General features: G+C 71.8%; 31 protein-coding genes. 28 read left to right on the forward strand and 3 right to left on the reverse strand.

Annotation, left to right across the window (positions count from 1 at the left end; genetic code table 11):
- Positions 1-63 precede the first annotated feature (63 nt).
- Together ABZX75_RS28520 and ABZX75_RS28525 are read left to right on the forward strand one after the other, a co-directional pair.
- On the forward strand, positions 64-867 hold the full coding sequence (locus tag ABZX75_RS28520; RefSeq protein ID WP_355415475.1) for a hypothetical protein: 804 nt from the start codon (positions 64-66) through the stop codon (positions 865-867).
- A gap of 511 nt (positions 868-1378) precedes the next feature.
- A complete protein-coding gene (locus ABZX75_RS28525) occupies positions 1379-2245 on the forward strand; it encodes a hypothetical protein (protein WP_355415477.1) in 867 nt (288 codons plus the stop codon).
- Between the two features lie 54 nt (positions 2246-2299).
- Here ABZX75_RS28525 and ABZX75_RS28530 read toward each other — a convergent pair whose 3' ends face one another.
- Positions 2300-3331: a hypothetical protein gene (locus tag ABZX75_RS28530; RefSeq protein ID WP_355415479.1), complete on the reverse strand. Its 1032-nt coding sequence runs from the start codon at positions 3329-3331 to the stop codon at positions 2300-2302.
- A 202-nt stretch (positions 3332-3533) separates the two neighbouring features.
- Between ABZX75_RS28530 and ABZX75_RS28535 the strand changes: the two genes are divergently transcribed.
- A complete protein-coding gene (locus ABZX75_RS28535) occupies positions 3534-3899 on the forward strand; it encodes a DUF6233 domain-containing protein (protein ID WP_355415481.1) in 366 nt (121 codons plus the stop codon).
- Positions 3900-5296: 1397 nt separating this feature from the next.
- On the opposite strand, the gene ABZX75_RS28540 is transcribed toward ABZX75_RS28535, so the two are convergent.
- The gene (locus tag ABZX75_RS28540) at positions 5297-5497 is read right to left on the reverse strand and encodes a hypothetical protein (protein WP_073919197.1); all 201 of its coding nucleotides are present in this window, start codon (positions 5495-5497) and stop codon (positions 5297-5299) included.
- A gap of 298 nt (positions 5498-5795) precedes the next feature.
- On the opposite strand from ABZX75_RS28540, the gene ABZX75_RS28545 reads away from it, so the two are divergent.
- From ABZX75_RS28545 to ABZX75_RS28600, 12 genes are all read left to right on the forward strand, one after another.
- Entirely contained in the window at positions 5796-6194 is a 399-nt protein-coding gene (locus ABZX75_RS28545; protein WP_319733077.1) for a WYL domain-containing protein, read from the forward strand.
- Between the two features lie 379 nt (positions 6195-6573).
- Entirely contained in the window at positions 6574-7212 is a 639-nt protein-coding gene (locus ABZX75_RS28550; RefSeq protein WP_355415484.1) for a hypothetical protein, read from the forward strand.
- A 132-nt stretch (positions 7213-7344) separates the two neighbouring features.
- Positions 7345-7920, forward strand: coding sequence for a hypothetical protein (locus tag ABZX75_RS28555; RefSeq protein ID WP_355415486.1), 576 nt, complete (start codon positions 7345-7347; stop codon positions 7918-7920).
- Positions 7921-8301: 381 nt separating this feature from the next.
- On the forward strand, positions 8302-8610 hold the full coding sequence (locus tag ABZX75_RS28560; RefSeq protein ID WP_355415488.1) for a hypothetical protein: 309 nt from the start codon (positions 8302-8304) through the stop codon (positions 8608-8610).
- A gap of 297 nt (positions 8611-8907) precedes the next feature.
- On the forward strand, positions 8908-10320 hold the full coding sequence (locus ABZX75_RS28565; RefSeq protein WP_355415490.1) for a hypothetical protein: 1413 nt from the start codon (positions 8908-8910) through the stop codon (positions 10318-10320).
- A 99-nt stretch (positions 10321-10419) separates the two neighbouring features.
- Positions 10420-11136 (forward strand): hypothetical protein, encoded by a 717-nt coding sequence (locus ABZX75_RS28570; RefSeq protein ID WP_355415492.1) that lies wholly within the window; start codon positions 10420-10422, stop codon positions 11134-11136.
- A gap of 220 nt (positions 11137-11356) precedes the next feature.
- A complete protein-coding gene (locus tag ABZX75_RS28575) occupies positions 11357-11728 on the forward strand; it encodes a DUF6409 family protein (RefSeq protein ID WP_319732723.1) in 372 nt (123 codons plus the stop codon).
- A gap of 106 nt (positions 11729-11834) precedes the next feature.
- Positions 11835-13232, forward strand: a complete 1398-nt coding sequence (locus ABZX75_RS28580) for a hypothetical protein (RefSeq protein WP_355415494.1) — start codon at positions 11835-11837, stop codon at positions 13230-13232.
- A gap of 251 nt (positions 13233-13483) precedes the next feature.
- Positions 13484-13780 carry a hypothetical protein gene (locus ABZX75_RS28585; protein ID WP_355415496.1) on the forward strand — a complete coding sequence of 99 codons (297 nt, stop codon included), beginning with the start codon at positions 13484-13486 and terminating at the stop codon, positions 13778-13780.
- Between the two features lie 403 nt (positions 13781-14183).
- Positions 14184-14585, forward strand: a complete 402-nt coding sequence (locus ABZX75_RS28590; protein ID WP_355415498.1) for a hypothetical protein — start codon at positions 14184-14186, stop codon at positions 14583-14585.
- Between the two features lie 77 nt (positions 14586-14662).
- Positions 14663-15904, forward strand: coding sequence for a phosphoadenosine phosphosulfate reductase family protein (locus tag ABZX75_RS28595; protein WP_355415500.1), 1242 nt, complete (start codon positions 14663-14665; stop codon positions 15902-15904).
- Positions 15905-16059: 155 nt separating this feature from the next.
- Positions 16060-17490 (forward strand): hypothetical protein, encoded by a 1431-nt coding sequence (locus ABZX75_RS28600; RefSeq protein ID WP_355415502.1) that lies wholly within the window; start codon positions 16060-16062, stop codon positions 17488-17490.
- 13 nt (positions 17491-17503) lie between these two features.
- On the opposite strand, the gene ABZX75_RS28605 is transcribed toward ABZX75_RS28600, so the two are convergent.
- Positions 17504-17848 (reverse strand): hypothetical protein, encoded by a 345-nt coding sequence (locus tag ABZX75_RS28605; RefSeq protein ID WP_355415504.1) that lies wholly within the window; start codon positions 17846-17848, stop codon positions 17504-17506.
- Between the two features lie 138 nt (positions 17849-17986).
- Between ABZX75_RS28605 and ABZX75_RS28610 the strand changes: the two genes are divergently transcribed.
- From ABZX75_RS28610 to ABZX75_RS28670, 13 genes are all read left to right on the forward strand, one after another.
- On the forward strand, positions 17987-18451 hold the full coding sequence (locus tag ABZX75_RS28610; RefSeq protein ID WP_355415524.1) for a DUF6884 domain-containing protein: 465 nt from the start codon (positions 17987-17989) through the stop codon (positions 18449-18451).
- A gap of 220 nt (positions 18452-18671) precedes the next feature.
- Entirely contained in the window at positions 18672-19325 is a 654-nt protein-coding gene (locus tag ABZX75_RS28615; protein ID WP_355415506.1) for a hypothetical protein, read from the forward strand.
- A 94-nt stretch (positions 19326-19419) separates the two neighbouring features.
- Positions 19420-20076, forward strand: coding sequence for a hypothetical protein (locus ABZX75_RS28620; protein WP_355415508.1), 657 nt, complete (start codon positions 19420-19422; stop codon positions 20074-20076).
- A 44-nt stretch (positions 20077-20120) separates the two neighbouring features.
- Positions 20121-20339, forward strand: a complete 219-nt coding sequence (locus ABZX75_RS28625) for a hypothetical protein (RefSeq protein WP_355415510.1) — start codon at positions 20121-20123, stop codon at positions 20337-20339.
- Between the two features lie 389 nt (positions 20340-20728).
- Complete coding sequence (locus ABZX75_RS28630; RefSeq protein ID WP_355415512.1) at positions 20729-21100, forward strand: DUF3846 domain-containing protein; 372 nt, start codon at positions 20729-20731, stop codon at positions 21098-21100.
- A gap of 65 nt (positions 21101-21165) precedes the next feature.
- Entirely contained in the window at positions 21166-21432 is a 267-nt protein-coding gene (locus ABZX75_RS28635) for a hypothetical protein (RefSeq protein WP_355415514.1), read from the forward strand.
- Complete coding sequence (locus tag ABZX75_RS28640; protein ID WP_355415515.1) at positions 21429-21977, forward strand: hypothetical protein; 549 nt, start codon at positions 21429-21431, stop codon at positions 21975-21977. Before ABZX75_RS28635 ends, ABZX75_RS28640 begins: the two co-directional genes overlap by 4 nt.
- 330 nt (positions 21978-22307) lie before the next feature.
- A complete protein-coding gene (locus ABZX75_RS28645) occupies positions 22308-22562 on the forward strand; it encodes a hypothetical protein (protein ID WP_267842896.1) in 255 nt (84 codons plus the stop codon).
- 99 nt (positions 22563-22661) lie between these two features.
- A complete protein-coding gene (locus ABZX75_RS28650; protein ID WP_355415517.1) occupies positions 22662-23159 on the forward strand; it encodes a DUF6573 family protein in 498 nt (165 codons plus the stop codon).
- 190 nt (positions 23160-23349) lie between these two features.
- A complete protein-coding gene (locus ABZX75_RS28655) occupies positions 23350-23781 on the forward strand; it encodes a hypothetical protein (RefSeq protein ID WP_355415519.1) in 432 nt (143 codons plus the stop codon).
- A 265-nt stretch (positions 23782-24046) separates the two neighbouring features.
- A complete protein-coding gene (locus ABZX75_RS28660; RefSeq protein ID WP_355415521.1) occupies positions 24047-24841 on the forward strand; it encodes a methyltransferase in 795 nt (264 codons plus the stop codon).
- Between the two features lie 67 nt (positions 24842-24908).
- On the forward strand, positions 24909-25259 hold the full coding sequence (locus ABZX75_RS28665; RefSeq protein WP_267842888.1) for a DUF3846 domain-containing protein: 351 nt from the start codon (positions 24909-24911) through the stop codon (positions 25257-25259).
- An 86-nt stretch (positions 25260-25345) separates the two neighbouring features.
- Complete coding sequence (locus tag ABZX75_RS28670; RefSeq protein WP_355415523.1) at positions 25346-25651, forward strand: hypothetical protein; 306 nt, start codon at positions 25346-25348, stop codon at positions 25649-25651.
- Positions 25652-26099: the final 448 nt, after the last annotated feature.

The following is a 26099-nucleotide window of genomic DNA, read 5'->3' on the forward strand; positions in this document are numbered from 1 at the left end:
CCTGCACGCACGTAATCCGGACCGGCCTGTCGACCACACCCACGCAGACGAGGGAGACACAACGTGAGCACCGAGCAGCACGACTCCGACGCGTACGGCCAGGAGCTGGCCCGTATCGGCTATCACCAGAGCGAGGCAACGGGTGCGCGGTTCACCGTGTTCCAGGCCCTGGCCGCCATCGGGATCGCTTCGGAGCAGGCAGACGAGATCGTGTCGAAGCTGGAGGCCGGGGCTGTGGCCGGGGCCCACACCTGGATCTCCGAGAGCAGCCCTCCGCACGGGTCTGATCCACAGTTCGAAGACGGATGGTTCGCCGGCGTCCGCGACGTTGCCAGCTATCTGCTGCGCATCGCCGACACCAACGCCACCACCCAGCGCGGACTCGCCGCCTCCAGCGCCCTCCTGCTCGCGCACCCTCGGCAGTCGGCCTCCCCTGCCCCAACCCCGGCGCAGGAACCGGCTCCAACGCTGGACACGAAGGTGGTCTTGGCCGCGGCCCGACGGTGCACGTGGGCCTTGGTCGACCCGGGCGACTTCCTCGGCCCCGAGGCGTCGGACGAGATCCTGGCCGTGGCGCTCGGCGCCGTGCGTGAGGACGAGAGGGCCGGCTACGTGGAGCGCCTGGAGGCGTTCGTCGAGCAGCACCGCGCCCGCCTGGAGGCGTTGCTGCGCGCGTACGGGCCGGGTAGCGCGCCGGCGTCGCACGGCCGCTACATGCTGGCCGGTCAGCCTGAAAGCCTGATCATCTGTGAGCGGATGGAGGCCGTGCCGTTCCTGTTGCGCAGCCGGTGGGACAACGCGCTGGAGGCAGTCCTCCTGGACGACCTTGAGTTCGCGTGGGGGCCGCGCACCCGTTTGAGTAGGTGAACCGCCGAGGCAGACGTCGACGGACCGTACGGAGCTTTCCGTGCCTGCCGGGGCCAGCTGCGGCAGGATGACACTGATGCCGACTTGGGGGAACGGATGAGCGCGAGCTGGGAACGTGCAATTGCTGAGCTGTTCCCACAGGGCCTTGCGGCCCGGGCCTCGGCCGACCGGGTCCACGAGACCGGGGCCGACGTACGGCAGCGGACCACTCCGGTCGCGGTGCACTACGCGGCCGAGACCGACTACGTGTGCAGCGCCCTCGCTCTGCTGCGCGCGCACCTCGCTGGCGGGCGGCCTCCGCGGCGCCTGCCCGCCGCCCGGGTATGGCCCAGGTCCGTCCGCGACCTGTGGAAGGACCGGGTTCTGGAGCGGACAGGCGGCCTGTGGCAGACGGTTCCCGGAGCCGCAGTGGTCGACCAGATGCGCAGCGCCCCGGCATCGCCGTTGCTGGACGCGGTGATCGAGCAGGCCGAGGGGCTCCAGGCCAGCCTCCACGGTCACACACCCCAGGATGTACGAGAAGTACTTCCCCGCGCGCGACGGCGGCGTTCGCCCGGACGGGGGCGAACCGCCGGCCCCCACCGTGCCGGGCTTCCCCGACCCCGGACATCCGGTGAACCTCAACTTCGCCGGCGGAACGGGGCTGCGCATCCAGCCGGCCCGCGCCGAGGAGGCAGGCCGGCTGAAGGACGACGAGTTCGCGGTGCACCACCGCGCCCTCGCCTTCGGCGACGCGGTCCTGGACCTGCTCGTCGAGGCCCGCCTCGACGGCACCCGCCCGCAGGCCGGACGGTTGCGCGGCGCGGGACAGTGGGTCGGCCGTGAGGAAGACCTGGTCCCGGCCCGGGCGGAGTGGCCGGCCAAGCTGGGCGGCTTCCAGGCGGTGACCCTGGCCGGGCTGGGCCTGCTGGTGCTGGCCTGCGCGGCCCTTCCGCTGACCTTCGGCAACCGGGCCGACCTCCTCTCCCACTACACCCTGCTGTTCGCGGCATCCGGGGCCATCGCGCTCGCGGGGACCGCGCTCATCCACCGGACCGGGCCCCGGCTCATCCAGGCCCCCGGCTTCAAGGCCGCGGCACCCGGCATCGCCGCCGGACTCCTCGCGATCGTGGTGTGGCAGGGCCAAGGCCCCGTGGCCGACCACTTCTTCGCCGGCCCCTACGAGCGCTACGAACGCGAGCTCGCCGACGGATGCCTGTTCGCCAGCCCCTACCGGAGCGACGCAGTACAGACACGCGTCGAAGACGGCGTCCTCCTCGTCACCCCCACCAGCCACGGAACAACCCTGCGCCTGGGGCCCGCCGAAGACGGCGGCACCCACCCCCTCCGGCCGGTGGACGCCGCGACGCGCAAGGTCCTCGACGACTTCAGGTGCTGACTGACCGCTCGGGGCGGGGCCCGGCCGGACCTCCAGCCGCCCGCCCCGAAGGCGTCAGCCGGCCTGCCGGTAGCTGGCCGCCGGCCCCACCGTGCCGGAACCGAACTTCGCGTTGAGCAGGTCGATCGCCTTCTCCGCCCGCAGCCGCCGCTCGCGGCCCTGGTCGAAGGACAGCTGCTCGGCAACCGCGGCCGCGTCGACCAGCTGCTCACAGCGCAGCGCGATGCCGCGCACCCGCGCCCGCTGGAAGCCCAGCGCCCTGTACATCTCGTAGGCGGCGTCACGGAGGTCCTCGGTGTGCGCGCTCGGGCCGCCGGGCAGCTGGCGGCTTCGGTGGACCTGGGACCGGTCGGCCAGGGTGACGGTCATCGTGATCGTCCTCGCCGCCTGGCGCCGGGTCCGCAGCCGGTCGCCGAGCTCGACCGCCAGCGACAGCAGCGCGGCGCGGACCGCCTCGGGGGAGAGTGTGTCGAGGGCGAACCGCCGCTGCGCGGCCGTGCTGTGCGGAAGCTCTGTCGGCACCACCACCCGGCGGTCGATGCCGCGGGCCACCTCGCGCAGCTGCCGGCCCGCCCGCCCGCCGAGCACCCGCTGCACGGTCGCCTCCGGCAGCTGCGCCAGCAGACCGATCGTGTGCACCCCGAACTGGACCAGGCGCTGCTCCTGGGCGCGCCCGATGCCGTAGAGCTCCCCGACCGGCCGGTGGTGCAGGAACGCGGTCACCTGCTCCGGCGCGGCCCCGACGGCGACCAGGCCGCAGCGCGCGGCATCGCGGGAGGCCATCGCGGCCACCGACCACGTCGGGCCGACGCCGATCACCACCGGCAGCCCGTACAGCGCCATCGCCCGGGTCCTGATCATCAGCCCGAGCTCGGCTGGGTCCCGGTCGAAGAACCGGACGCTCCCCGATACGTCCGCCACGAGCACCGATGGCGGGACCGCCTGGACCACGGGGGTCACGTCCGCCACCAGGCCGAGGAGCAGCCGGTAGATCACCGGGTCCACGTCCACGGGGCAGCGCAGATGCAGGATCGGGGAGCCGGCGCCCGCCGATTCCCTCTGCTCGTCCGCAGCGACACCTCCCACAGCCACCGTATCGAAAACTTATTCGAACAGGCACGCCGGAAAGCGGAACGAGGGATTCGAACAGAGATACGATATTGAGGTGATCTACAGAACCCTGCCCCGCCCGTGCCACCCCGGACGCACCCAGAGCCGCACGGAGCTCCGGGCGGGGGAGACCGGCATTCCCGCGGAACACCTCCAGCCCCACAGGGAGGCGTAGGCGATGCCCGCCGGACACGACATCGACTGGCTCCTGCCGCCCGACGTCGAGCGACTGGGGACGCTGGAGCGCTGGTGCCTGGTGCTGCTGGAGCTGATCCGCAGCCGCATCGCCGAGATCGAACGCCACGACCGCGTCACCGAAGCAGCCCGCAACGGGCCGGCCGTCACCCCGCTGAACGAATGGAAGCTGGAGCACCCCATCGGCAGAGGAGGGCGCATGCTCATCCACACCGCCGACTGCCGCCTCGCCTCAGGCCGGACGCGGCCCACCACCCGCGAGCAGGCACTCGACGCCCTCCGCCAGCCCCAGGTCGAAACCTGCTCGATCTGCCCCGCCGCCCAAGAGCTCGGCATCACTGACCCCTGAGCCCACTGCGCGCAGCCACCCCGCCTCCGCCGAGGACAGCCAGGCCGCCGAGCCAGCATGCTCACCGGCCCCCGCTCCCTCTCAGCAGCGCCGCCCCCAGAGCCGACCGGCTTGCCCAGCCCACCGAACCTGGCTTGCCCACAGCGCCCACAGGCTTGCCCAGACCGGTGCGCCCAAGGCTTGCCCAAGAGGCAGCCAGGCTTGCCCAGTCTGCAACACGCCAGTTCAAGAGGCTTGCCCACGGCCAAGAGAGGGGGATCCGGCGGACACATGCGCCGGACCCTGATCCAGTGGAATCCCGGGGGCGGGGGACGGTCAGGCGCTGTGCGGATCGCAGGATCGTCGCCCAGCCGGCCACGTCCTGCGGTACGCCGAACCCCATGTCGACGTTGCCGAGGAACCCGGTGGACACGCGCATGTCCCGCAGCGCCACCGCGCAGGCCGTGGAGGAGCACGGCGTCGCCTCGGCCGTGGACGTGCAGACCCCGTACGACAAGGGCGTGCGCGGCTCCGGCCCGGCGGCTACCCGCATGCGGATCGTGGAACGGGCCCTGACCCTGGGCAATGCTCAGTCGGTCACGCCTGGGACATCGAGGTGTACGGCCGCCAGGCCGACGAATTCGCGGACGCCCCGGCCGGTTCTACCTCCTGGGGGACGCCCGCACCGGGTACCAGCAGCACAGCTGGAACGCGGACCTCCCGACCTACCCCAGCACCAGGACCTCCGCGCCGCTCCCGGCAACCTGCCCCACGCCCGACATCGACCACTGCGGGAACTGCGGGACGACCGTCGCGATCGGGGGCTGGATGATCGCCTCACTCGGCCGCTCCTGCCCGGACTGCTACGACATGATGTTCTGCGAACCCGGCCGCCACGACCTTCGCTACCACCGCAGCGGTAGGCAGGAGCCGGCCCGTCCGGTGTGCCTGCGGAGTGGGCAAGCCCATGCCGGCGCGCCCCCGCGACAGTTGCACCGGAAGGGGGCTGGAGGGTTGCTTGCAGAGGTGTACTAGGAGTTGCACCGAAGGTGTGACCGGGAGTGGGACCCCCACTTTTTCGATCTTGAGCATCGTGCCTGGTCAGGCCCCGTGGGCAAGCCCCCTCGCCACGACGACACCTCTTTCTCCGCGATAGCCGGAGGAAGAGGCATGCTTCTTCTCAGGGCCGGGCCGGCCTTCACCACCACGGTCCAGCCCAGCCCAGCTCAGGCCAGCTCGGACCGGCCCCCACGGCCCGGTCCGTGCCTCGGTCAGCTCCCCTGCTCCCCGCTCCGGATCCGGCGCCGCCCGCTGCGCGGCCCCGGCCCGGATACCGCGTGCGCACCCGCTCGAAGGCTGCGTCCGGACATGCCGAAGCGGCCCCGCCGGGAGGCGAGGCCGCTTCGGGTGGAGCTGATTCAGTGCATCTCCCAGTCGACGCAGCGGCGCTGGGGGAGCGGCGGCTCGACGCCGAGGCGCAGCGCCAGCCGGACCGCCGCGCGGTCCCGCTTGTGTGCCGCCTGCTGGTGAGGCTTCCGGCTCCCGTCCTTCAGGTGGGAGATCCAGGGCCGCTCCTGGAGCTGCAGGTGCGCGGGGCGGTCGTGGAAAGTACGGGCCATCTCGGGGCTCCTCGCTGTGGATTTGTAGCGGTGCGTGTTTCGCGGTCGCTGACCGGCTGCCACGGCCGATCAACTGAGACAACCATAATCTCTACTCATCACTTCCGTCAAGCGGGGATGTCAGGTGAGTTGCCGCGCGTCGCGAGATGGGCGGCCGAACGGGTGAATGTGAAACCGGGTCGAGAAAAAGACCGTTCCGGCTTCCCGGAAGTGATGAGTGTGAGTTATAGTTGTCCTGTTGGTCGGGAGTGGCACCCGGCCAACACCCCCCGAACTCACAAGCTCCAGGGAGAAACCCGTGTCGAACTCCATGAAGATCACCGCCGGTCAGACCACCACCCGCACCCTGACCGACCTGATCCGCGCCATGGACGGCCAGCGCGCCACGACCATCACCTACGTCGACAGCAAGGGCGACGAGTCGGTGCGCACCATCGAGATCCACAACATCCTCACCACCAGCAAGGGCGGCATCATCGTCCGCGCGATGTGCCGCGCCCGGGGCGAGATGCGCAGCTTCACCCTGGAGCAGATCAAGGCGTACACCGTCCACCGCATCCGCTTCGTCCTCGCGGTCCCGGAGGAGAACGCGGCGGACGTGGCCCCCCTCGCCCACTTCGTCTTCACCGCGCAGGAGCTGGTTGACCTGGAGCTGGAGCGCGACTACCCGGCGCCCAAGCTGAAGCTCGCCGCATAGGCGAGCGGGGGCCCGCCCCGCCGGGGCGGGCCCCCGCCACCGCGCCCACCGCCGTGGGCCGCACCCCCCCGCCACCCGCTCGCAGAAGGAACCGAGGATGACCCAGCGCAGCGCACAGCCCGAGACGACCGACTGCCCCGGATGGGGCGAGCCGTGCGGCAACGAGACCGCCGAAAGCGCCGATCTCTGCCCCGACTGCTTCACCGCGCGCCTGAACGCGCAATCCCCCGGATCCCCCTCTAGTCCCCTGGCCGCGCCGGGCGGACGGAACCGCCCCGCCCGCCCGGCCCCCGACACCGGCAGCTCTCCCGCTGCGCCCCTTGCCACGCCCGCCCGCCCCGCCCGGGGCGATCCACCCTCTCCCGACCCTGGAGGCCACGTGCCCGATGCCGACTCCTACGACTGGCGAACCGCCCCTTGCCCCGAGTGCGTGGATCCCGCCGCCCTCCTCGTGCCCGGTGAGAGCGACCGCGCCGACATCCTGCTGTGCACCCGCTGCCCCCTGCACAACCGCCTCCCGTACCGCGACCCTGCCGACATCCGCGCGCACCTCCCGTTCGGGGTCGTGCTCGCCATGCGCGGCGGAGCGCTGCGCATCGGCCTCCCCGCCGCGCCGCGCGGCCTCACCGCGTACACGCGCGCGGTCGTGGCGCTGGCCACGGAACACGGGCTCCTCCCCGTGTGGCGACCCTCAACCCGGCGCCATCACGTGACCCTGGCCGCGCCCGGCCCCGAGGGCGCCTGGGGGTGGATGGAGGTGGGCGCCCGCTCCGGGAAGATCCTGCGCGCCATCGTCCACCCGCACGGGCGCGGTGCGCCCGGGGTCCGTGCCACGGGGCCGCGCGACGTCAGCCAGTTGGTCGCCCGCCTCTCCGGCCCCGGCTCGTTCGCCGGTCGCGCAGCGACTGAGGGGAAGAGGAGAAGGCGCCCCGATGACCCTCCCGGCCGGCGGCGGCGCCGCCGGCTCCGGCCGGGCCCGGTGCCGGCGGCCGCAGTCCTCCTCGACCCAGGAATCTGACGAATAGTCAGGATGGTGGGGCGGGGGGTTGCGCAAGTGATGAGAAGTGGTTATTGTTTTCTCAACGGGCGGCGAGTCCCGAGGCGGCTGTGGCAGCCGCACACCGAAAACCGCACCACCCAAGGAGAGCCCGTGAACACCTCCCGCGCCGCGTACGCCGTCCTCGACACCGCCCGCCGCCTGTACCCCGAGGCCACGACCGTGGACGTCTACAACTACGGCGGGACCACGCGCCTGGACGTGTTCAAGGCCGACACCGAGCAGGACCGGACGCTCCCGCGCTTCACCGTCCGCTCCGTCGGCGCGGCCCTGGACGCCGCCGCCGGAACGTACGCGGCCCTGGCCTTCGGCCCCCGCTCCTCCTGGCCCAAGCACTTCACCATCACCCACACCGGGCCCCTCGACGTCGCCGTCGCCGACCGGACCGCCGGGGACCACGTCTTCAACGGCCGCGTCTGGACCGGCATCGGCGAACAGGCCATCCAGGCGGCTCACCACGTGCTCGCCTACCGGCGAGACATGAACCGCTCCGAGACCCTGCGCATGGTCCTGCAGTTCCAGTACGAAACGGCGGTCAGGAACCTGGAACTGGCCACCCGCGCCCCGAAGGGCTACCGCCACTTCTTCGCTCTCGCCCGCTCCATCGTCAAGCGCAACCCCGTGAGCCCCGCCGCCGCGTGGGTCGCGGCTGGCGCCGCCACCCGGTAGGCGACCCCTCCGGCCCGGGCCCCCGTGCGGGCCCGGGCTCCGCCGCGTGGTCAGGCCCTCCCCGGGGGCTCCAGCGGCGGGCGTTGACGCTCCCTTGGGGCGCCACCCGTCAGCGCCGGCCGTCGGGCACCCGTACGGCCGCCGGCCCGAGCCGGCGGCCCGAGCCGGCGGGACGGGTGCGAGGCCACGGCCCTCCCTGGCCCTCACCGCGGCGCTGGCATCGCGAGCCGTGCGAGTTCTGTGGATCTCCGGCGCGCTCCTCTGTTGAAAGTGATGAATAGCGTGTATGGTTGTTTCGTTGGTTGGGGGTGGCACCCGGCCAGCACCGAAAGCGCAGAAACCGGCGGACTGCCGCGCGCAGCCCGAGACCAGGAGAGTGCAATGACCACCACCCTCATCACCCGCGTGATCCTCGAATGCGACCGCTGCTCCGAGCCGCTCCGCGAGCTCCCGCCGTCCAGCGCCTACGACCCGCCGCGCTACGAGCACGAGGGAACTCCCTGCACCCGCACGCGCCCCCGCTCCAGCCGCTTTCCCGGCCTCCCCACGACCTACCCCGTAACCAACCCCCAGCCGCGCAGGGTCTGCGCCGCCGACGGAGGCGAACAGCGCGACATCTCCGACTCCTGGGCCATCGCCTTCGAGTGCACGACCTGCGGCGCCTCCTCGCGCATGAGCCTGGGGGACTGACCCCCGGCCGTGTCCCGCCCCGGTGACGCGGGGCGGGACCAACCCGACTATGGCGAACCGCCGGGAGCGCCGCGCCGGCGCGCGCCGACGCGGCCGACGAGACACATCAGATACGCCCCCGCGGCAGTGGCAGCCGCGCACCCCGAACCACGCACCCCGCACGAGGAGACCCATGCCCCTGCCTGCCCTTACCCGGACGGCCGTCCACACCGCCCGGCTCGCACGCCCCGCCGTCCGACGTAAGCGCCCGACCGTCCTCACCTGGGGTCTGGGTGCGGATTCGACGGCCGAATCCTCATGTTCCTCAACGACCCGGTCGCCCACGGCCTGGAGCCGGATCTGTCCGACCTCGTGATCGTGCACGCCGTCACGGGCGACGAGTTCAGCGACTCCCTGTCCTTCGCCGACCGCCTGGTCCTGCCGCTCCTGCGCGCATGGCGGGTCCGCCTGGTCCAGGTCTGCCGCGGCGGCCCGCGCGACGCCGACGGCGTCCTGGTCCTCGACGACTCCCGCGCGCCCCGCCGCATCCACGCGGCCGGCCCCTGGCGCCTGTCCGACGAACTGCGGACCGCCGGCACCGTCCCGATGCTCGCCTCCGGCCAGCGACGCTGCAGCATTCGGTTCAAGGGCTGGGTACTGGACACCTGGGCCGCCCACGAGTTCGGCACCGAGACCTTCCGCCGAGTGATCGGCTACCACGCCGACGAGACTGGCCGCGCGCTGAAGGACTCCGCCATCCAGGACCAGCTGAACACCGCCGCTGGCCGGATCATCTGCGAGCCGGACTACCCCCTGATCCGGGCAGGCATGGCCAGGGCCGCCGTCGAGCAGTATGTCCTCGACAACCTTGCCGAAATGATCTTGAAGAGCCACTGCACCATGTGCCCGTTCACCGGGGTCTGTTCCTCCCGCGACCTTTACGAGGAGCGGCTGCGCGCCCACCCGGCCGAGGCCGCGCAGGTCCTGCGCATGGAGTACATCTCGCTCGCCCTGAACGAGCGGATGTCGCTCTACGGGCCCGCCGGATCCCTCCACCGGCGCCTGGCCGAGGACGGCCGCAACCGGCCCGTCCTGGACGCCTTCCAGGCCGACCTGGAGCAGACCCCGTACGCGGTGTACGAGGTGCGCCGCCTCACCGGCCTCGGCCGCACGAAGGACTGCCGGCGCTGGCACGGCAAGAGCTGCACGGAGCCGAAGTGGTGGTGCACCCAGCAGCGCAAGCCCCGCTGCCGCCGCATCCACACGGTCGTCGACCAGAACGGCGCGCCGGTCGACGTCGCACCGCAGTGCCTCGGCGACGACGAGCGGTGCCGCGGCGCGCAGCAGAAAGGGCCGACCTGGCGATCGGTGCGCACGGTCTACGAGGCGCCCCGGGAGCGGGCGGAGGAATTCGTCACCCGGTTCGCCGAGCGATACCCCAACCGGGCCCGCCTGGTCGCCGGGGAAGCCTCCGGGATCCGGCGCGCCCACTACCTGCCCGACTCCGAAGGCCTGCCGCACGCCGAAGCGTTCATCGTCGCAGCACCCGCGGGCGTCGCCGACAAGCAGCGCCCGGGGTTCGAGGAGCGCTGGACGGAGCACACCGGCGCCAGGCCGGTCTTCCGGCCGCTGCGCGAGCTGCCCAAACCGGCGCCGCGCCGACGGTCGGCCGGGGGCCCGGCGCCGCTGCACCGGGCCAAGGTCATCGGGGACGTGTTCCTGATCGCGTGACCGCACTCCTTGCAAAGTGATGACTCGTGTGTATAGTTATCTTGCGGGTCGGCGGTGGCGGCCGACCTCCCCCGGAACCATGCAACTCGGAGGCGCTTCATGAGCACGCAGACCCTCAGCACGTCCCGACTCGACACCGTCGTGACCGAGGGGACCGGACACGGCTTCGCCCGGATCCGCCTCTCCGACGGACACGCGATCACCCTCAAGACGCAGCCCGCCGCCCCCGCCGCGGAGGAGGTCCTCCTCTCCCCGGGCCTCACCGCTCCCGACAGCGAGGCCTGGGAGACCGAGGACTCCTGGGAGGACTGGCTGACCGGCGGCACCCTCGGCAATGAGAGCGGGATGTTCCTGGACGTGCCCACCGACGCGCTCCGCGACCTGATCATCCAGCACGGCGGCGAGCACGACGACCAGGACGGCCAGGACCCCGCGCCGCGCACCGAGGCCGCCAACGCCGAGCAGGCCGGACCGGACCTGTCGGCCGAGATCGCCGACCTGCGCGGGGCGTTCGAGCACGGCTACGGCGCCACCGACATCCGCAACGTCTTCGGCCGGATCTACGACGCGGGCGGACCGTACCTGGTCTGCGTGTGGGAGGTGGCGGACGACTACGGGTTCGGCGGCAACGCCCAGTTCTACGCCGAAGACGATGCCTGCCGCCTCTTCGAACTCCGGCCGGACGTCTACCGCTGGCTCACCGGCCAGCAGGAGAACCCCGGGCCCATCGACACCTGGATCGGTGCGCACCGCCCCGAGCTGGTCGAGTTCGCGGCCACCGACGACTGCCACAACTACGCCCAGACCGAGCGCTGATCTTCCCTCGTGTCCGGTGGTGGCGGGCATCCTCGCCCCCACCGGACACGGGTCCGTCGGCCCGTAGCCGGCGGCCCGGCTCCCGGCCGGCTCGACCCTCCGTCACCTGCGGCGTCGCCGGGCGAGGGTTCCCCTTGCGCAAGTGATGAATAGTGGGTATAGTTTTCTTGTCGGCGGGGGATTCCCGCCGCCATCCCCACCACTCTCCAAGGGAGTTCACATGACCGTCGCCACCGCCTCCACCGTCCAGACCGTTCTGGAGCCGGGCACGGTCGTGCGTACCCCCCGCTACGACGAGGGCAAGAACACCGGCGAGCGCCGGGCCATCGTTGTCGGCCTCTGGAACGAGAACGACCCGAAGGCTGGATACAAGGTGTGGTTCTACACGCTCGGCGCCCCCTCGTTCGCGCCGAGGACCCTCGGATTCGCGTTCGTTGGCGAGCCCACCGTGGTGGGCACGGTCGACGACATGTCCGAGCGCACGCTGATCCGCCTCCACCGGTGGCTGCGGGACCTCGACCAGTTCTCCAAGGCGCGGTACCGGATCCAGAAGGCGGGCCTTCGCAAGCGCGCGATCCGCCTGGGCCAGTAGGCCCGATGCCGGGGGCGGCCCCACCGCCCCCGGCCCTCCCCCCACCTGGTCGGCCGTGGCAGCCGACCAGCACCGGCAACACACCCCACACCCAAGGAGCCCCGTCATGGCCCGAACCACCTTCGTCGCCTCCACCGGCTGCACCCGCACCAGCGAAACCCGCCACTACACCCACGCGGTCACCGTCGACCGCCGCGAGGGCGAGGGCCGCATCGTGCACACCTGGTCGATGTCCGCGGCCAACGTCGCCAAGGCGGCCCGGACCGCCGAGCGCGCGGGCTGGAAGAACATCGCGGTCGAGGAAGTCGCCGTCCAGGCCAAGCCGGTCCGCACCCGCAAGACGACCCCCGCCCGGACGCCCGCCGAGGCGCGGCCGGCCCCGGCCGAGGAGCGCGCGCCGCTCGCCCTGTACTCCGTACGCCCGGCCGCGGGCGGGGGCTTCGACGTCGTCAACAGCTCCGGCCTGGTCGTCTCGGGCGACTGGCAGACCGAGGCCGGCGCCCAGGAGCGCGCCGAGTTCCTGAACGCCCAGGAGAACCGCAAGCGCGCCGAGGATGCCCTGACCCAACCGCAGCGGCGGGTGTACGCCGTCGTCAAGCGCGACGGCGCGATCGGCGCCGGATACGGGCACAACCTCACCGCCGTCCGGAGCCTGCACGCGGCAGGCCTCGTCAAGCTCACCGAGTACGGCCCCGGCTCCTGGAACGCCGTCCACGTCCCGCCGCCCGCCGCCGGCCCGGCCGAGGCCGCCCCGGCCGCCGGTACGGGCGTACTGCCCGAGGACGCCGAACACCCGGCCGCCGCCGCCGCGGTGACCGCCCTGTCCGGACAGCCGCTCGCCGACGTCACCGGCCCCGACGACCTCGGCGAGGTGGCCGGCTACTGGGTCCGGCCGGACGGCACCAGCGGCCGCCTGACCGTCGGCTGGGTCGAGGACGGCAAGCTGACCACCGGCGCCGACGGGCGGCCGCCCCTGGCCGCGCTGTGCGTCGCGAAGGAGCTGTTCGAGCGCACCGAAGGCTGGCTCGTCGAGCCCGGTGACCACCCGTCCCTGCTCGTCTGGCACGTGCCGACCCTGGAGGCCGCAGCCACGCAGGGCGCCGCCATCGAGCAGGACCGGGGCGCGATCACCGACACCTGGACCATCACCCACACCGGCCTGCCCGAGGGCCGCTCCTTCCTGAGGGTCGAGGCTCCCGACTCCGCCGCCGCCTTCGCGGCCGCCCTGGCCACCCGCGGCGGCCGCCTGGTCCAGCAGGCGGGACACCGGCTCGGCGCGCGGCGCCTGCGGGAAGCGGACCTGGTCCGCACCGTCGGCGAGCGGGTCCGGCATGTGGCCAGCGGTCAGACCGGCACCGTCGAGGCGGCGGACGTACGGATGGCCGGCGCCCGGGCGTACCGGGACGGCGTGACCGTCGCCGTTGACGGCCGGTCCCGCAAGACCGCGCGCTCCCTGGAGTGGGAGCCCCTGCCGGCGGCCGAGGACCCCGAGGTTGCCTGCTGACGGCCCCCGCCCGGCCCCACGGAGCCGGGCGGCCCTCCTTCCCCTCCGCCGCCATCGCGCGTCCGGGGAGCCGCGCCCAGGCGGCGCGCTGGCGGGGGGCCGCCCACAGCACCCCCGGTGTCGTCTGCGGATTTCTGCCGGGAAGCAACGGCGAACCCTTGCGGAGTGATGAATGGCGAGTATAGTTGTCTTGTGGTCGACGGTGGCAGTCGGTCGCACCGGACACACATCCTCGGACCCTTCGGAGAGACATGATCATCCGCACGCCGCTCCCCAACGCCCTGCACGCAGCTGCCCGCGCCCGCGCCATCGCCGGTATCGCCCGACGCAGGACCGTACTCAACCACCCGGCCGAGGAAGCGCTGACCACGGTCGCCGAACTCCTCGACGACGTCGCGCTGGCCTTCGAGACCGACCTCCCCCAGGTCCTGGACGGTGTCGTGATCACCAACACGATCCCCTTCGACGCCTCCCTGCTCCTCTCCATCGCCGAAGACGTCATCGTCCAGAACAGGGCGACCGGGCTCCCCGACTGCCTCGGCCAGTAGGTCACCAGCGCCGTTTTCGGCACCCTCGAACTGCCCCGGCTCCTGCACCCCGTCAGCGCCCAGCTCGCTGCACAGGAGACCCGCCTGCGCGTTGCCCTCCAGCTGCTGCACGAGCGCCACCTGACGGGAGCCGGTGAGCGGCCGGAGGCGACGGCGCTCTACCTGGAAGCCGCATTCAAGCTCCACCTGAACTGGGTTCGCCTCGCTGCCGCCGTCGCCGTGGACAACGCCCGCCCCTGCAACCGGCCGACCGTCGCTCAGTAGTACATCGCGGGGCGCACAGCCCCCCGCGCCCCGGCGCCCGGCCCCACCTCGGGCCGGGCACCCGGGGCCAGGCACCTCCTGCGCACGACAACGGCCCGCACGGCAAGACACCCCCACCCGCTCGACGCAAAGGAACGCGATGACCATCCGGAATGAACCCACAGAAGGCGACCTGCTGCTCGCCGAACTGGCGGCCCTGGGCCGCCGCGCCTTCCCCGGGGAGGAGGGCGGCATGACCTTCCTGATCATGGCCGCCGACCCGGGCGCCCCGGACGGCGAGGACGCCGCCTACGGCGTCCCGCACGTCCTGATGTACGCCGGCGAGCGCGCCGACCGGCCCGCGGCCGACCACCGCGACCCCTGGTCCGCGCACCTGCACGCCGCCGACGGCACCTACCTCACCACCCTCGTCGACGGTTCCCCCACGCCGCTCGACGCGGCCGCCGACGCCGCCCGGTGCGCCCGCGAGGTGACCGAACGGCTCAGCCGGCGCCGCAGCAGCAACATCCCGCCGGTCGCACGCCGGTTCTGCACCTTCTGATCCACCCCCGGCCGGGCGGCAGTGGCAGCCGCCCGGCGCCGAACTCACCACCCCGAACCGCGAGGAGCCCCATGGACATGAGCACCCGCCGTCGGCTGCTGGAGGCAATCCGGCGCGCCCACCAGGCCGACGCCGCGTACACCGCCGCCGACCGCGCCCGCGCCCGGGCGGCCAAGGCCGCCGCTGCCGCACACGCCCGCATCACCCACGACCCGCATCTGCAGGCCGACGCCGACGAGCTGGAGGCCGCGCAGGCCGCGCACGCCGGCCTCGTCCGCCGCGAGCAGGAGGCCCGCGCCAAGGTCCGCCGGACCTTCACCGCGGCCCGAGCGGCCAACCGCGCCCTAGGGGCGCTCTACACCCCGCACGCCCCCGGCCGCGGAACCGGCGGCCGGCGCCGGTCCGACGTCGCGGCCGGCCTCCTCGGCGAGCTCGCCGAAACGCCCCGCGAACTCATCCTGGCCGCCGACAAAATCCTTGTCTCCACGAGCGCCGGAAAGGACTCGCTCGTCTGCGGGCAGCGCGTGGTCACCCTGGCCGCCGAGGCCGGCTGCCTGGACAAGGTGGTCATGGTCCACGCGGACCTGGGGGAGGAGTCCGAATGGCCGGGCGTCCGCGAGCTCGCCCAGCGCCAGGCCGAGCGCTGGGGCGTCGAGTTCATCGTGGTCCAGGCCGACCGCGGCCTCCTCGGCCTCGTCGAGAAGCGCGGCATGTGGCCGGACGCGGCCCGCCGACTGTGCACCTCGACCCTGAAGCGCGACAAGATCGCCCCACTGTTCAAACAGATCACCGACGCCCTCGGCCTGGACGAGCAAGCCCTGATCCTCTCCGCCCTCGGCATCCGGGCCGCCGAATCCCCCGCCCGGGCCCGGAAGCTGCCGCTCGCCATCGACATGCGCGCGAGCAACGGCCAGCGCATGGTCCTGACCTGGCACCCGATCCTGAAGCTCACCGAGGCTGACATTTGGCAGCAGATCGCCGACGCCGCCCTGGAGTACCACCCCGTCTACGACGCGACCATCCCCCGGCTGTCCTGCGTCTTCTGCGTCCTCGCCGGACGGGACGTCCTGGTGCGCGCCGTACGGCTGTGCTGGGCCCTGGGCCTGGACTTGCCGACCCGGTACGTCGCCCTGGAAGAGCACATCGGCCACCGCTTCAGGGAGAAGCTCAGCGTCGCCGAAATCGTCGCCGAGGCGGCCCGCGTCGAGGCGGAGGAGGGCCCTTTGGTCTGGGCGCGCGGGGACGCGCTGCGGCGCCACGTCGGCGAGGAGGCCGCGGCCGACTACCTCCGCCGGCTGGCCCTGGCCCTGGCGGCCTGACGCCGAAGCGACACGCGAGAGGAGGCGGGCGCCCCCCACTAGTAATCGTGATGTGCTGTGGGTATAGTTATCTCGCCGGTCGGGAGTGGCACCCGACCGGCGACCGAAGGCACAGCACGCGGCCGCCGAACCGGCCGACCCGAGGGGAGCAGCCCATGACGGACGCTCAGACCGCCGAGCGCAACGCCGAACCCATCCGCGTCACCGGGTTCGGCACCGACGCCCAGGGCCTGGTGCACCTCCTGCCCGACCACAGCGACACCACCGCCCGCTGCGGCTTCACCGACTGGCACAGCTACGTCACCTGCGTCGACTGGTTCGAGGAGCGAACCTGCCCCGCATGCCTCGCCGACCTCGCGCTCGACCTCGGCGCCGACATCCCCGCGGACGTCCTCGCCGAGCTGGACGAGATCGCCGCGCCCTGGCCGGGCCGCTGGCTCCTGCGCCCCCGCGAAGGCGACCGCGAGCGCGTCGTCGGCGTCTGCGCCGGCCCCGGCGGCTGGGACGAAGGACTCGCCGCCCTCGGCGCCCAGTACGACGCCGTCGGCCTCGACCTCTCCGGCGACGCCTGCGCCACCGCCGAGCGTGCCGGGCACCGCCGCATCGTCATCGACATCACCCTGCTCGACCCCGAACACCCCGCCCTGCGCTGGACCGTCGGCGTCATCATCTCCCCGCCCTGCCCGGCCTGGTCGACCGCGGGCAAGCGAGCCGGACTCACCGCGCAGTCCCTCCAGGTCCTCACCGCCATGCTGCGCGCCGCCGGGGAGGCGGCCGGGCACGGCGGGCACCGCGAGCGCTCCGGGGCGACGTGGGCCGAGGTGCGCGCCATGGCGGCCGCCATGCCGGACCCGGAAGCCGGACTCGTCGCCGAGGTGCTGATCTGGGCGCTCGGCCTCCAGCTTCACGGCAAGACGCTGCGGTGGGTCGCCATGGAGCAATCCGCGAACCTGCCCGAAGAGGTGCGGGAGGCGGTCTCGTTCGAGCTGGCCCTGGCCGGCTGGTCCCAGCAGCAGTGGGTCGAGCTGGACGCGGCCGACTACGGGGTGGCCACCCACCGGCGCCGGGTGTTCTTCATGGCGGTGCGCTACGGCCGCATCCCCGGATCCGTGCGGCCCGGCATGCCGTTCGCCGAGCAGACCCTGGCCGCCGCCCTCGGGTGGGCCGCAGGGGAACGGGTCAACACCCGGGGAGTGCGCGGACTGGACGCGAACGGACGGCCCAAGGGCGGGAACACCTTCTCCGCGGACAAGGCCGGCTGGTGCCTCACCGGCAAGGCCCGGACCTGGTACCGGGAGTCGGACGGCTACAGGCTGGCCGAGGCCGAGGCCGGGCAGCTGGTCGGCTTCCTGCCGTCCTACCCCTGGCAGGGCACCCGCACCAGCGCGTTCCAGCGGATCGGCGACGTGGTGTGCCCGCCGGTCGGCGCGGTCGTCATGGGGGCGCTGACAGGCCGGGCGTGGCAGGGGCCGGTCCAGGATTACCTCGGCCAGGTATACGGCGGGCCCGAGGCCCTGGTGCTGGTCGAGGTGCCGCAGCAGCACCGGCGGTGCGCGCCGGCGGACCTGGTGGCGCTGGCCGCATAGCGAGCGCTGGGTGCTATCCCAGAGTGGTCAACTCCCACTTCGCACCGCCGTCGTCAACCTCATCATCCGAGGCGAGCCGGATCAGCGCTCCGGTGGGCAGTGAAGCTCCCCGCGCGATCGTGTTCACGAAGTCGTCAGCGAGAGCGGTGGCCTGCTCGTGGGCTTCGTCCTTGTCCGCCTCATCCACGCGGGCGTAGATCCCAGAGTCGATTACCAAGAGGTCGCGGTGGCCCGTGACCTTCAGCAGGAGCTTGTATGACTGGTAGTAGACCTGGCCGCCGTCCACAGTGATGCCCACGATGGTGTCGCCGCGCACCAACTCGTCCCCGACGCGCACCCACACATCGCGCTTGGCCACTGCTCCACCACTTTCCGCCTGAACTGATCCGGTACGGCCTCAGCGTAGTGACCGAGGCGATCGTCGAACTCGGACCTACTCCGACGAACTCAGCTTCCGGGCTCAAGAGATGGAAGACTTCCGTACGAGTTCCGGCCCATCGGCGCCCAGGATTCTGCGAACCCGCGCGCCTTCCGCTGCAGCGCCGCCAAGGCCGCTACCAGCACGGCCCTGCCCGCCCGCCAGCTCTACACCGGTAGCTATCACCTCCTGTGCCGACAGGCGGCGGAGCGCCTCGCCGGCGCCAGCGGCGACGTCGTCGTCCTCTCCGCACAGCACGGCTTCGTCACTCTCGACGAACCGCTCTTCCCGTACGAGCTGCGCATGGGCCAGCCGGGCTCCGCCACACCCGAGCGGCTCGCCGCCCAGGCCGCGCAGCTCGGCATCCTCCCCGGACCGCGCCCGGTCGTCGCCCTCGGCGGCCGCGCCTACGTCCAGGCCGTCGCGCAGCTGCGCCCGGACACCCTGCAGCCGCTCGCCGGCTGCCGAGGCATCGGCGACCAGCGCGCCCGCCTTGCCGGATGGCCCGAGCCGAGCAGCCGCTCGACGCCCTCTACCAGCTGACCGCCGCGGCGGCGCCGACGGACTGAACGCCGGCATTCACTGGCCCCGTCCGCACGGGCGGGGCCAGTTCTGCGTGGTGGGGACAGTGGGCGGAATTGGGATCTGAGCAGCGGAAATGGGTCGAAGGATCTCCCGACTGTGATGTGTGCGTGGTATAGTTGTCTCATGGTTCGACGGTGGCAGTCGACCAAGACCGGAAACCCACACCCTGGAGAACCGCATGCCCCTGGACTTCACCCACCCGCACGAATTCAGCTGCTTCGGCACGCTCCACCCGGACCACCTCGTGGCGTGGTCCTTCGGAGACCCCCACGTCGAGTGGGAGCTCACCGGCCTCTTCTCCGGCCCCGGCGTGTACACCACCGTCCCGCTCGACGCCGAGACGGACATGCACTACCACCCCGGCGACCAGGGCGCCCCCAACACCGTGGCGCAGCACCTCGCCGCCCGCTACGGCTTCGACGGCCTCGACGTCCGGGGCCCCGTCCACTTCACCGGCCCGAGCGGGGAAACCGACCGCGCGCTCGGCATCGCCCCGGACGCCTTCGACGTCCTATACGACCGGGTCAAGGACATCTGCGCCACCCTCGGCGTGCGCACCTGGTGCAAGCTCCACCCCGCCGACACGGTGAGCGTGCGGTACACCGACCTGGAACGCGGCGACGTCTACTGGTTCCTGAACACCCCCCACCGATTCCAGTGCTTCAGGGATTTCCCCGCCGACAGCAAGACGCTGGAGTTCATCCCGGACGCCCGCATCCTGGTCTGCGACGACGAGTTCGAGATGACCGCCTACGGCACCTACCAGTGCCGCGCGGACCGCGCCCCCGCCGGGTACTGGCAGCGCACCGGCAACCAGCTCCTCAGCGCCTGATCCGCCCCCTCCCCCGGCCCGGCGCCGGGGGAGGGGCTCCCCAGCCGACGGCCGGCCGAACCGCCGGCCCCCCGCACACACCCCAGGAGGAACGATGCACACCACCCTTCAGCAGTGCCAGGACGCACTCGAAGCCGCCCAGGACCAGGCGCAGGGTTTGGCCCGCACCCTCGCCGCCACCCTCGCCCACATGTACCCGCACGCCGCCTACCTGGTGCTGCGCCGCGAGCCCCGATCCGGCGAACTCCACCTCGACAGCCTCCGGACCGCCAGTGGCGCGCAGGGCGTCTGCGGCGACCTGGACACGCTCCCCGAGCTCACCGACCCCGAACTGCGCACGGCCTGGGGCGGGACCGATCCGCGCGACCCTCAGGCCCTGCTCCAGGTCCTCCGCGACCTCGACGGTCTCGGCGCCCCGTTCGGCCGGCTCCCCGACTCGGCACAGGAGTATGCCGACCCGTACGAGGACGCGGCGGCCCTGCTGTGCCTCGTGGTCAACGCCGACGCGCCCGAGCCCGAGGGCCACGACCGGGAAGTGACCGCGCACCTCGCCCTGACCGTGACCGAGGAGGTCACCTACGAGTTCACCACCGAGGTCCGTCTCCCCGCGTACATCGTTAACAACCCGAGCGCCCTCCACGGCTACCTCGCCGACAACGAGGAGCTCTGGCTCGACGACCTCGACCCCGTCAGCGGCGTCACCATCAACGAGCGCAGCCTGGACGACGTCGAATTCACCCTCGCCGCCTAGACCTCCCACGACCGCACACGGGCGCTGAGGGCGCCCAGGAAGGCATGAAGCGCATGCCGGAGTACAGCATCAGCTGGAACGTCGAGATCGACGCTGAGACGCCCGTACATGCCGCTTTCGCGGCGCTGGCTCTCCAGCGCGACCCCACGTCCTGGGCCACTGTCTTCACCGTCCACACGGACGACGGTGACGTGGTCGTCGACCTCAACCCCCACCAGCCGGGCCCGCCGCGACTGAGTGGCCCCTGGACGTTGATCGCATAGCCCCGCACCTCCTCGCGCCCCGGCACGGCCCACCAGCCGCGCCGGGGCGCAGTCGTGCCCGGCCGCAGGACATCTCGCCGGCCGTGGGGGAGGCCGGGCGTTCCCTTCAGGCCTGTGGACGCGGCCGGCGCGCCGTCGGCCCGGCTGGGGAGCCTCCACCGCGGCCGCCGCCGGCCCGTGGCCGGCCGCTTCGGCGCCAGCGCCCTGGAGCCCAGGACGGGCCGGCGGCGTGCGCGAACTCCGCCGGCGGCCCTCGGGCATGCCGCTGAACAGGGGAAATAGAGGCCTGCAATGTTCCGAAAGTGATGTGTAGTTGGTATAGTTAAATCGTTGGTCGGCGGTGGCAGCCGACCCGCACCGAAAACCAACTCCCAGGAAAGGGGACCCCCATGCCCACCCTCCTTCAGGACGGTTACGCCCTGCGTGTCGAGCCCACCGGCGGATTCAGCCTGCTCGACTGGGACGCCGACACCTGCCCGCAGGACGCGCTCGGCACCGACCAGGTCCGCTCCACCGACCTGACCACCCAGCTGATCATGTGGACCGACGAGCTGGCCGTCCCACTCGGCCTCCCCGCCAACGCCCCCGCGCGCCAGCTCCTCCAGGCCTACCAGGCCAACCCCAACCCCGTCTGCGGCGTGGCCGTCTTCACCGGATCCACGCGCGGCGGAGAGCTGCTCGGCCTCACCGAGGACCAGGCACTCATGCTCGTCGACCGCTACTTCAGCCGTCACCGCGACGTCCCCCGGCCGCGCCGCTAAACGCAGGTCACCCCGGGCCCCGGAACCGAAATCCGGGGCCCTCGAATTCGACGAAAGGAAAACCCGTGAAATACACCATCATCGGAGACTGGTACGAAGTCTGGGATCTCGCCGATTCGTTCGCGGTCGTCGCCGAGGGAGCGGATTTCGAGGAAGCCAAAGCGAACGCGGCCGCCGCCGTGCTGGAAACCTTCCCGTGGCGCGCCGAGGAGGACGGCGAGACCCCCGAGACCCTCTGGGGAGGCGACCACGGCGCCTACGTCGTCGCCGCCTTCCTCGGAGACCTCGGCGCCCAGGCGGTCGACGCCGCGAGCTTCCGGCTGATCGCATGACCGCCACCGAGACGCAGACGTACACCGTCATCGGCCTGACCCTCGACGTCGACCGCACGGAGCTGCTCATCGCGGCCGTCGTCGCGGGCCCCGTCGCGGACCAGGTCGAGCTGCTGGCCACCAGCGAGGAGGACTTCACCCGGTGGGCCGAGGAGTTCAACGCCCCCGACCCGGACATCGCCGCGGACCTAGCCTACGCGTTCTGCCGCGACTTCGGCTACGCCGAGGAAGACACCGCCGGGGAGTACCTCCAGCGGGTCCTGGCCGAGGCGGGCATCGAAGCCACCAGGGGCGCACACCCGGGCTCCGGCTGCTCCTGGATCGCCGTCCCCACCCCCGACGGCGGCGAGATCCTGCTCACCGGCCAGGACAGGCACGAGGCCGAGGTGGACTACCCGCTGACCGAACACGCCGGTTGGCTCGCCTGCGTCTACGACGAGGACGGCGTCGAGTTCACCGTCCTGTACGACTCCCACACCCCCGACCTGGCCGCCGACACCGCCGCCGCCGTCGCGGCCGTACGCGCCAGCGTCACGACCGGCTAGACGCCCTCCCACCCTGCGCCCCCACCGTGGCCCCTGCCTCACGGTGGGGGCGCACTCGTGTTCCGGTCGGCAGGTGTACCGGGCAGCCCGTGGCGGACTCCCTCCCGCACCCTCGGCGCGCCGGCCGCGGCATGCTCCAGCCGCGCCGGCCACCGGAGAAGTGCCGGCGGCTCCCACGCCGCCGGCGGAAGGCGGGCGTCCGCCAATTCACCCAGGTGGGCGGGCTGATCAGGACGCCGAAAGTGATCCAAGTGTGTTATAGTTGTCTTGCTGGTCGGCGGTGGCAGTCGACCACAAACCGAATCCACGCACAGCCGTGAGGAGACACTCATGTCCGACACCCTGCTCCGCACCCTCGACCTCATCGAGCCCGGCGACCTGGTCCTCTACCACGGCAGCAAGCCCGAGCACCACGGCTTCTACCTGGCCCGGCTGTGCGACTGCTTCTACTGCGGACGTGCGGACCACCTCGGGAGCGCTGACACCCGCTACCACCTCACCGACCCGTTCGCCGAGGACCCGGACGCCTGCGTGGTGCACCACGTGCGCCGTGCGTCCATCACCCGGTCGTCCGCCAACGCCTGACCCTCTCTCGGGGCGCAGCCACCCGGCTGCGCCCCGCCCCGGGCGGCGGGGAGTGGCACCCCGCCGCCGCCGAGAACACAGCTCACGAAAGGGCAGCCCATGACCGACAAGACACTCATCGACGGCACCGCCAACCCGGACAACCTGGGCCCCGACGCGATGCGCTGGACCCCCGAGCCGGAGCAGCCGGCCGTTTCCGTGGCCGACCTCTTCGGGGGAGTCATCCACGCGTACAGCCGCGCCAGCGCCCTCGCCGACGGGGCCCTGGTCGCCGTCGGCGACGACATCGCCCGCGAGGCCGGGTTCACGGTCCCCGTGGCCCTCACCGCGGCCGCGTGGGCCGACTGCGTCGCCTGGACGGACGAGGACAACCGGCAGACCTACCAGGACGAGTCGGGACGCCTCTGGGACGTGCTCCGGATGACCCACTACGCCATCAGGCGTTCGAGCGACGGGAGCTCCTGCCCCGTCGATCTCTACCGCGTACCCCGCGACGGAGAGAGCCAGGAGAGCGAGCAGGCCTGGCTACTCGCCACGTGCGGGCCCGGCGACGGAATGGAGCCCGTGCTCACGATCTCCCTGCCCGGCGAGGACTGACCGGCGGAATCGGCGCCCCACTCCCGGCAAGGGGCGGGGCGCCGCGCGTTCGTGGCCTCTCCCACGTGCGGAATTTCCTTCGGAAAAGATCCACAAAGCCTCCCGAGAATGATGAAAGAGGGGTATAGTTATCTCGTTGGTCGGTGGTGGCAGCCGACCAGGAAACCGGAAGCAACCGAGAGGAATCGGCATGACAATCACGTCGCAGGACCGGACCCCGTACGAGGTTGAGCGCTCCGCCGCGCTGTTGATGGGCTTGGTCAACGCGGTGGGGGACGGATGTCACCATCTCGCCGTCGCGGCATCCGCGAACGACGCCACCCTCTCGGTCTCTGTGCCGTTCCACAAGGACGGCGAGGCGAGCGACCTGGACCCGGACGACGCCCTTGAGGCGATGGAGATCCTCACCCTCGCCGCCATGGTGGGCGGTGGCGCGGTGATCCGCACGCACTTCGCCGACCAGACCTCCGAAGTCAGGGGCTGGAAGCTGGTGGAGTTCTACGCCAAACCGCTCAACGCCTCGGAGATCTTCAGCGCCTACTGCACGGATGCGGCAACCGGCGAGCTGATCCCGCCGGAGTGGGGTGTGGAGTACGTGGCCGCACCCCGTCTGACGGTCTGAATCGGGGGCTCCGGGGCGCGGGAGCTTTACCCGGCCCCGGAGCCTCTCCGGGCGGACTCTGTCCGCCCCTGCCCTGCCCGGCCGCTTCTGCGCGGTCTGCGCCCAGAGGGGCCGGCGACTACCGCTTTGCCGGCCGTTGCGGGCAGCGCTCCGCGGAAGGGCGGCGCAGAAGCAAAGTGGGCCGTTGTTGTTCTAGTTATTTCGTGGTCGGCGGTGGCAGCCGGCCGAAACCGAGAACTCACTGCGAGAGATGGAGTCGTCCCCAATGAGCCTGACCCGAGAAGAACAGGCGCTCCACCGAGAGGCCCGCGAGCTGGTGAAGCTCCGGCGCCCTTTGACAGAGACCGAACGGGACATCGTGCTGGAGAACTGGCAGGAGTCGAGCACCGCGACGAACGCGCTGGACGGAGCGCACTTCACGCCGACCCGACTTGCCTGGGACATGCGCCTTGAGGTCGGCGGTCGGCGGGTTATCGACCTGTGCGCCGGCATCGGGCGGCTTGCCGACGCTGCCCGTGACAAGTGGGTGCGCCAGTGGGACGGGGCCGAGCCCCGCGAGATCGTGTGTGTGGAGCGGAATCCGGAGTACGTCGCTGTCGGGATGAGGGTCCTGCCCGACGTCCGTTGGGTCTGTGCCGACATCCTCACCATGGACCCCAAGGCACTCGGGCTGAACGGATTCGACTATGCGGTGGCCAACCCCCCGTACGGGCCCAGGGTGCAGCGCGCGGGGTCGGGTCCCCGGTATCGAGGCAGCCGGTTCGAGTTCCACGCCATCGACGTAGCGTCGACCGTCGCCCGCGCCGGGGTGTTCCTCATCCCCCAGGCGAGCGCCCCGTTTGAGTACTCCGGGGCTCGCTACTACCAGGAGCGCCACAGTGGGGAGTACGCCCGATTCCACCGTGAGACCGGCCTGACTTTGACCGCGGGCATCGGCATCGACACCTCGGCCTACCAGGACGAGTGGAGAGGCGTTTCCCCTCGCGTAGAGGTGGTCAGGGCCGATTTCGAGGACATGAGCACCGCGCGATTCCCTGCGAGTGATGAAAGCATGGTATAGTTGTTTTGTTGGTCGGGGTGGCAACCGGTCAACACCGAAAACTCACACTGCGACAGATGGAGTCATCATGACGATCGCGCCGACCGCCCTGCTCATCACCCCCGAGGCCGAGGTCATCCCGGTCGACCTGCCCGGTGACTCCGGAGACCGACTGACGGTCATGTACTCCCTGATGCGCTGCGACCAGGTGGACGTGGTGGCCCTGACCGACCAGGTGGACATGTGGCTGGACGACAACGGCCTCTACACCCAGCCGGTCAACCCGATGGCCACGCTGCTCGCGCGGCGCTTCGGCCGGACCTACCAGAACTACCACGGCCCCGTTCTGCTGACCGGCGGAGCGGACGACGAGGGGGAGACCCTGCCGCTCGACAGGGACAAGGTGCTCGCCATGCTGGCGACGCTCGCCGACCTCTGATGGAACCCCCGGGGGAGCAGCCGGAACGCCGCTCCCCCGGGCGAGCCACCTGCCGATGCCGTATCTGCGAGGGATGGAGCCCCTGAATGTCTGTCACCTTCTTTGCTGACTCTGCTTCCGAGGACGTCAACATGGCCAACGCCAACGCGGCCCGTGTGCTGGGCGTGCTTGGGTACGACGAGTTGGCGGGTGACGCGGAGGCTGACGACTTCCTGGGAAGGGTGCTGGTGGCGCTGGCGTTGGTGCGCGTGGATGCCGGACGCCCGGCGACGACCGAAGGCCGCTTCGTCGACTGTGGGCGCAGGGAGGGGTACATCCAGGAGCGGCTGGAGGAGCTGCGGGAGCTCGCCGAGGAAGCGCGGGCGCGGGGGCTGCCGGTCTACTGGGGGTAGCCGGGGCCGCCGGCTGTCGGAAGTGGCGGGTGGTACCGCTGATGCCCGGTCGGGTATATCTCCGGCTACGACGTCTCTCCGACCTGCGGTGCCGGGACTTGTGCGGGACGCCCGACGAGATGCCCGGAGAGCTGAGACTGTCCGGACATCACGGAGACTGGACAGATGTGGTGGGGTGCGTGGGATGGACGTAGGTGATGAATGAGTGTTATAGTTGTCCTGTTGGTCGGAGTGGCAACCGCCCGGCACCGGAAACGCACCCCTACCGAAGGAGCTCCCATGCAGCCGCTTCTCCTCCTCCCCGCCGACCAGGTTCGCCCCGGTGACGTCGTTCGGATGAACGGTCGGCCTGAAACCGTTGTGAGGGTGGAGGAGGCTGCACGCCCCGTGCTTCCCGGGCGAACGGTGCAGCTCCACGCGGAGGGTGACGGCCTGTCGGACCCCTTCC

The organism is Streptomyces sp. NPDC003038, from assembly GCF_040611115.1.
Classification (GTDB): domain Bacteria; phylum Actinomycetota; class Actinomycetes; order Streptomycetales; family Streptomycetaceae; genus Streptomyces.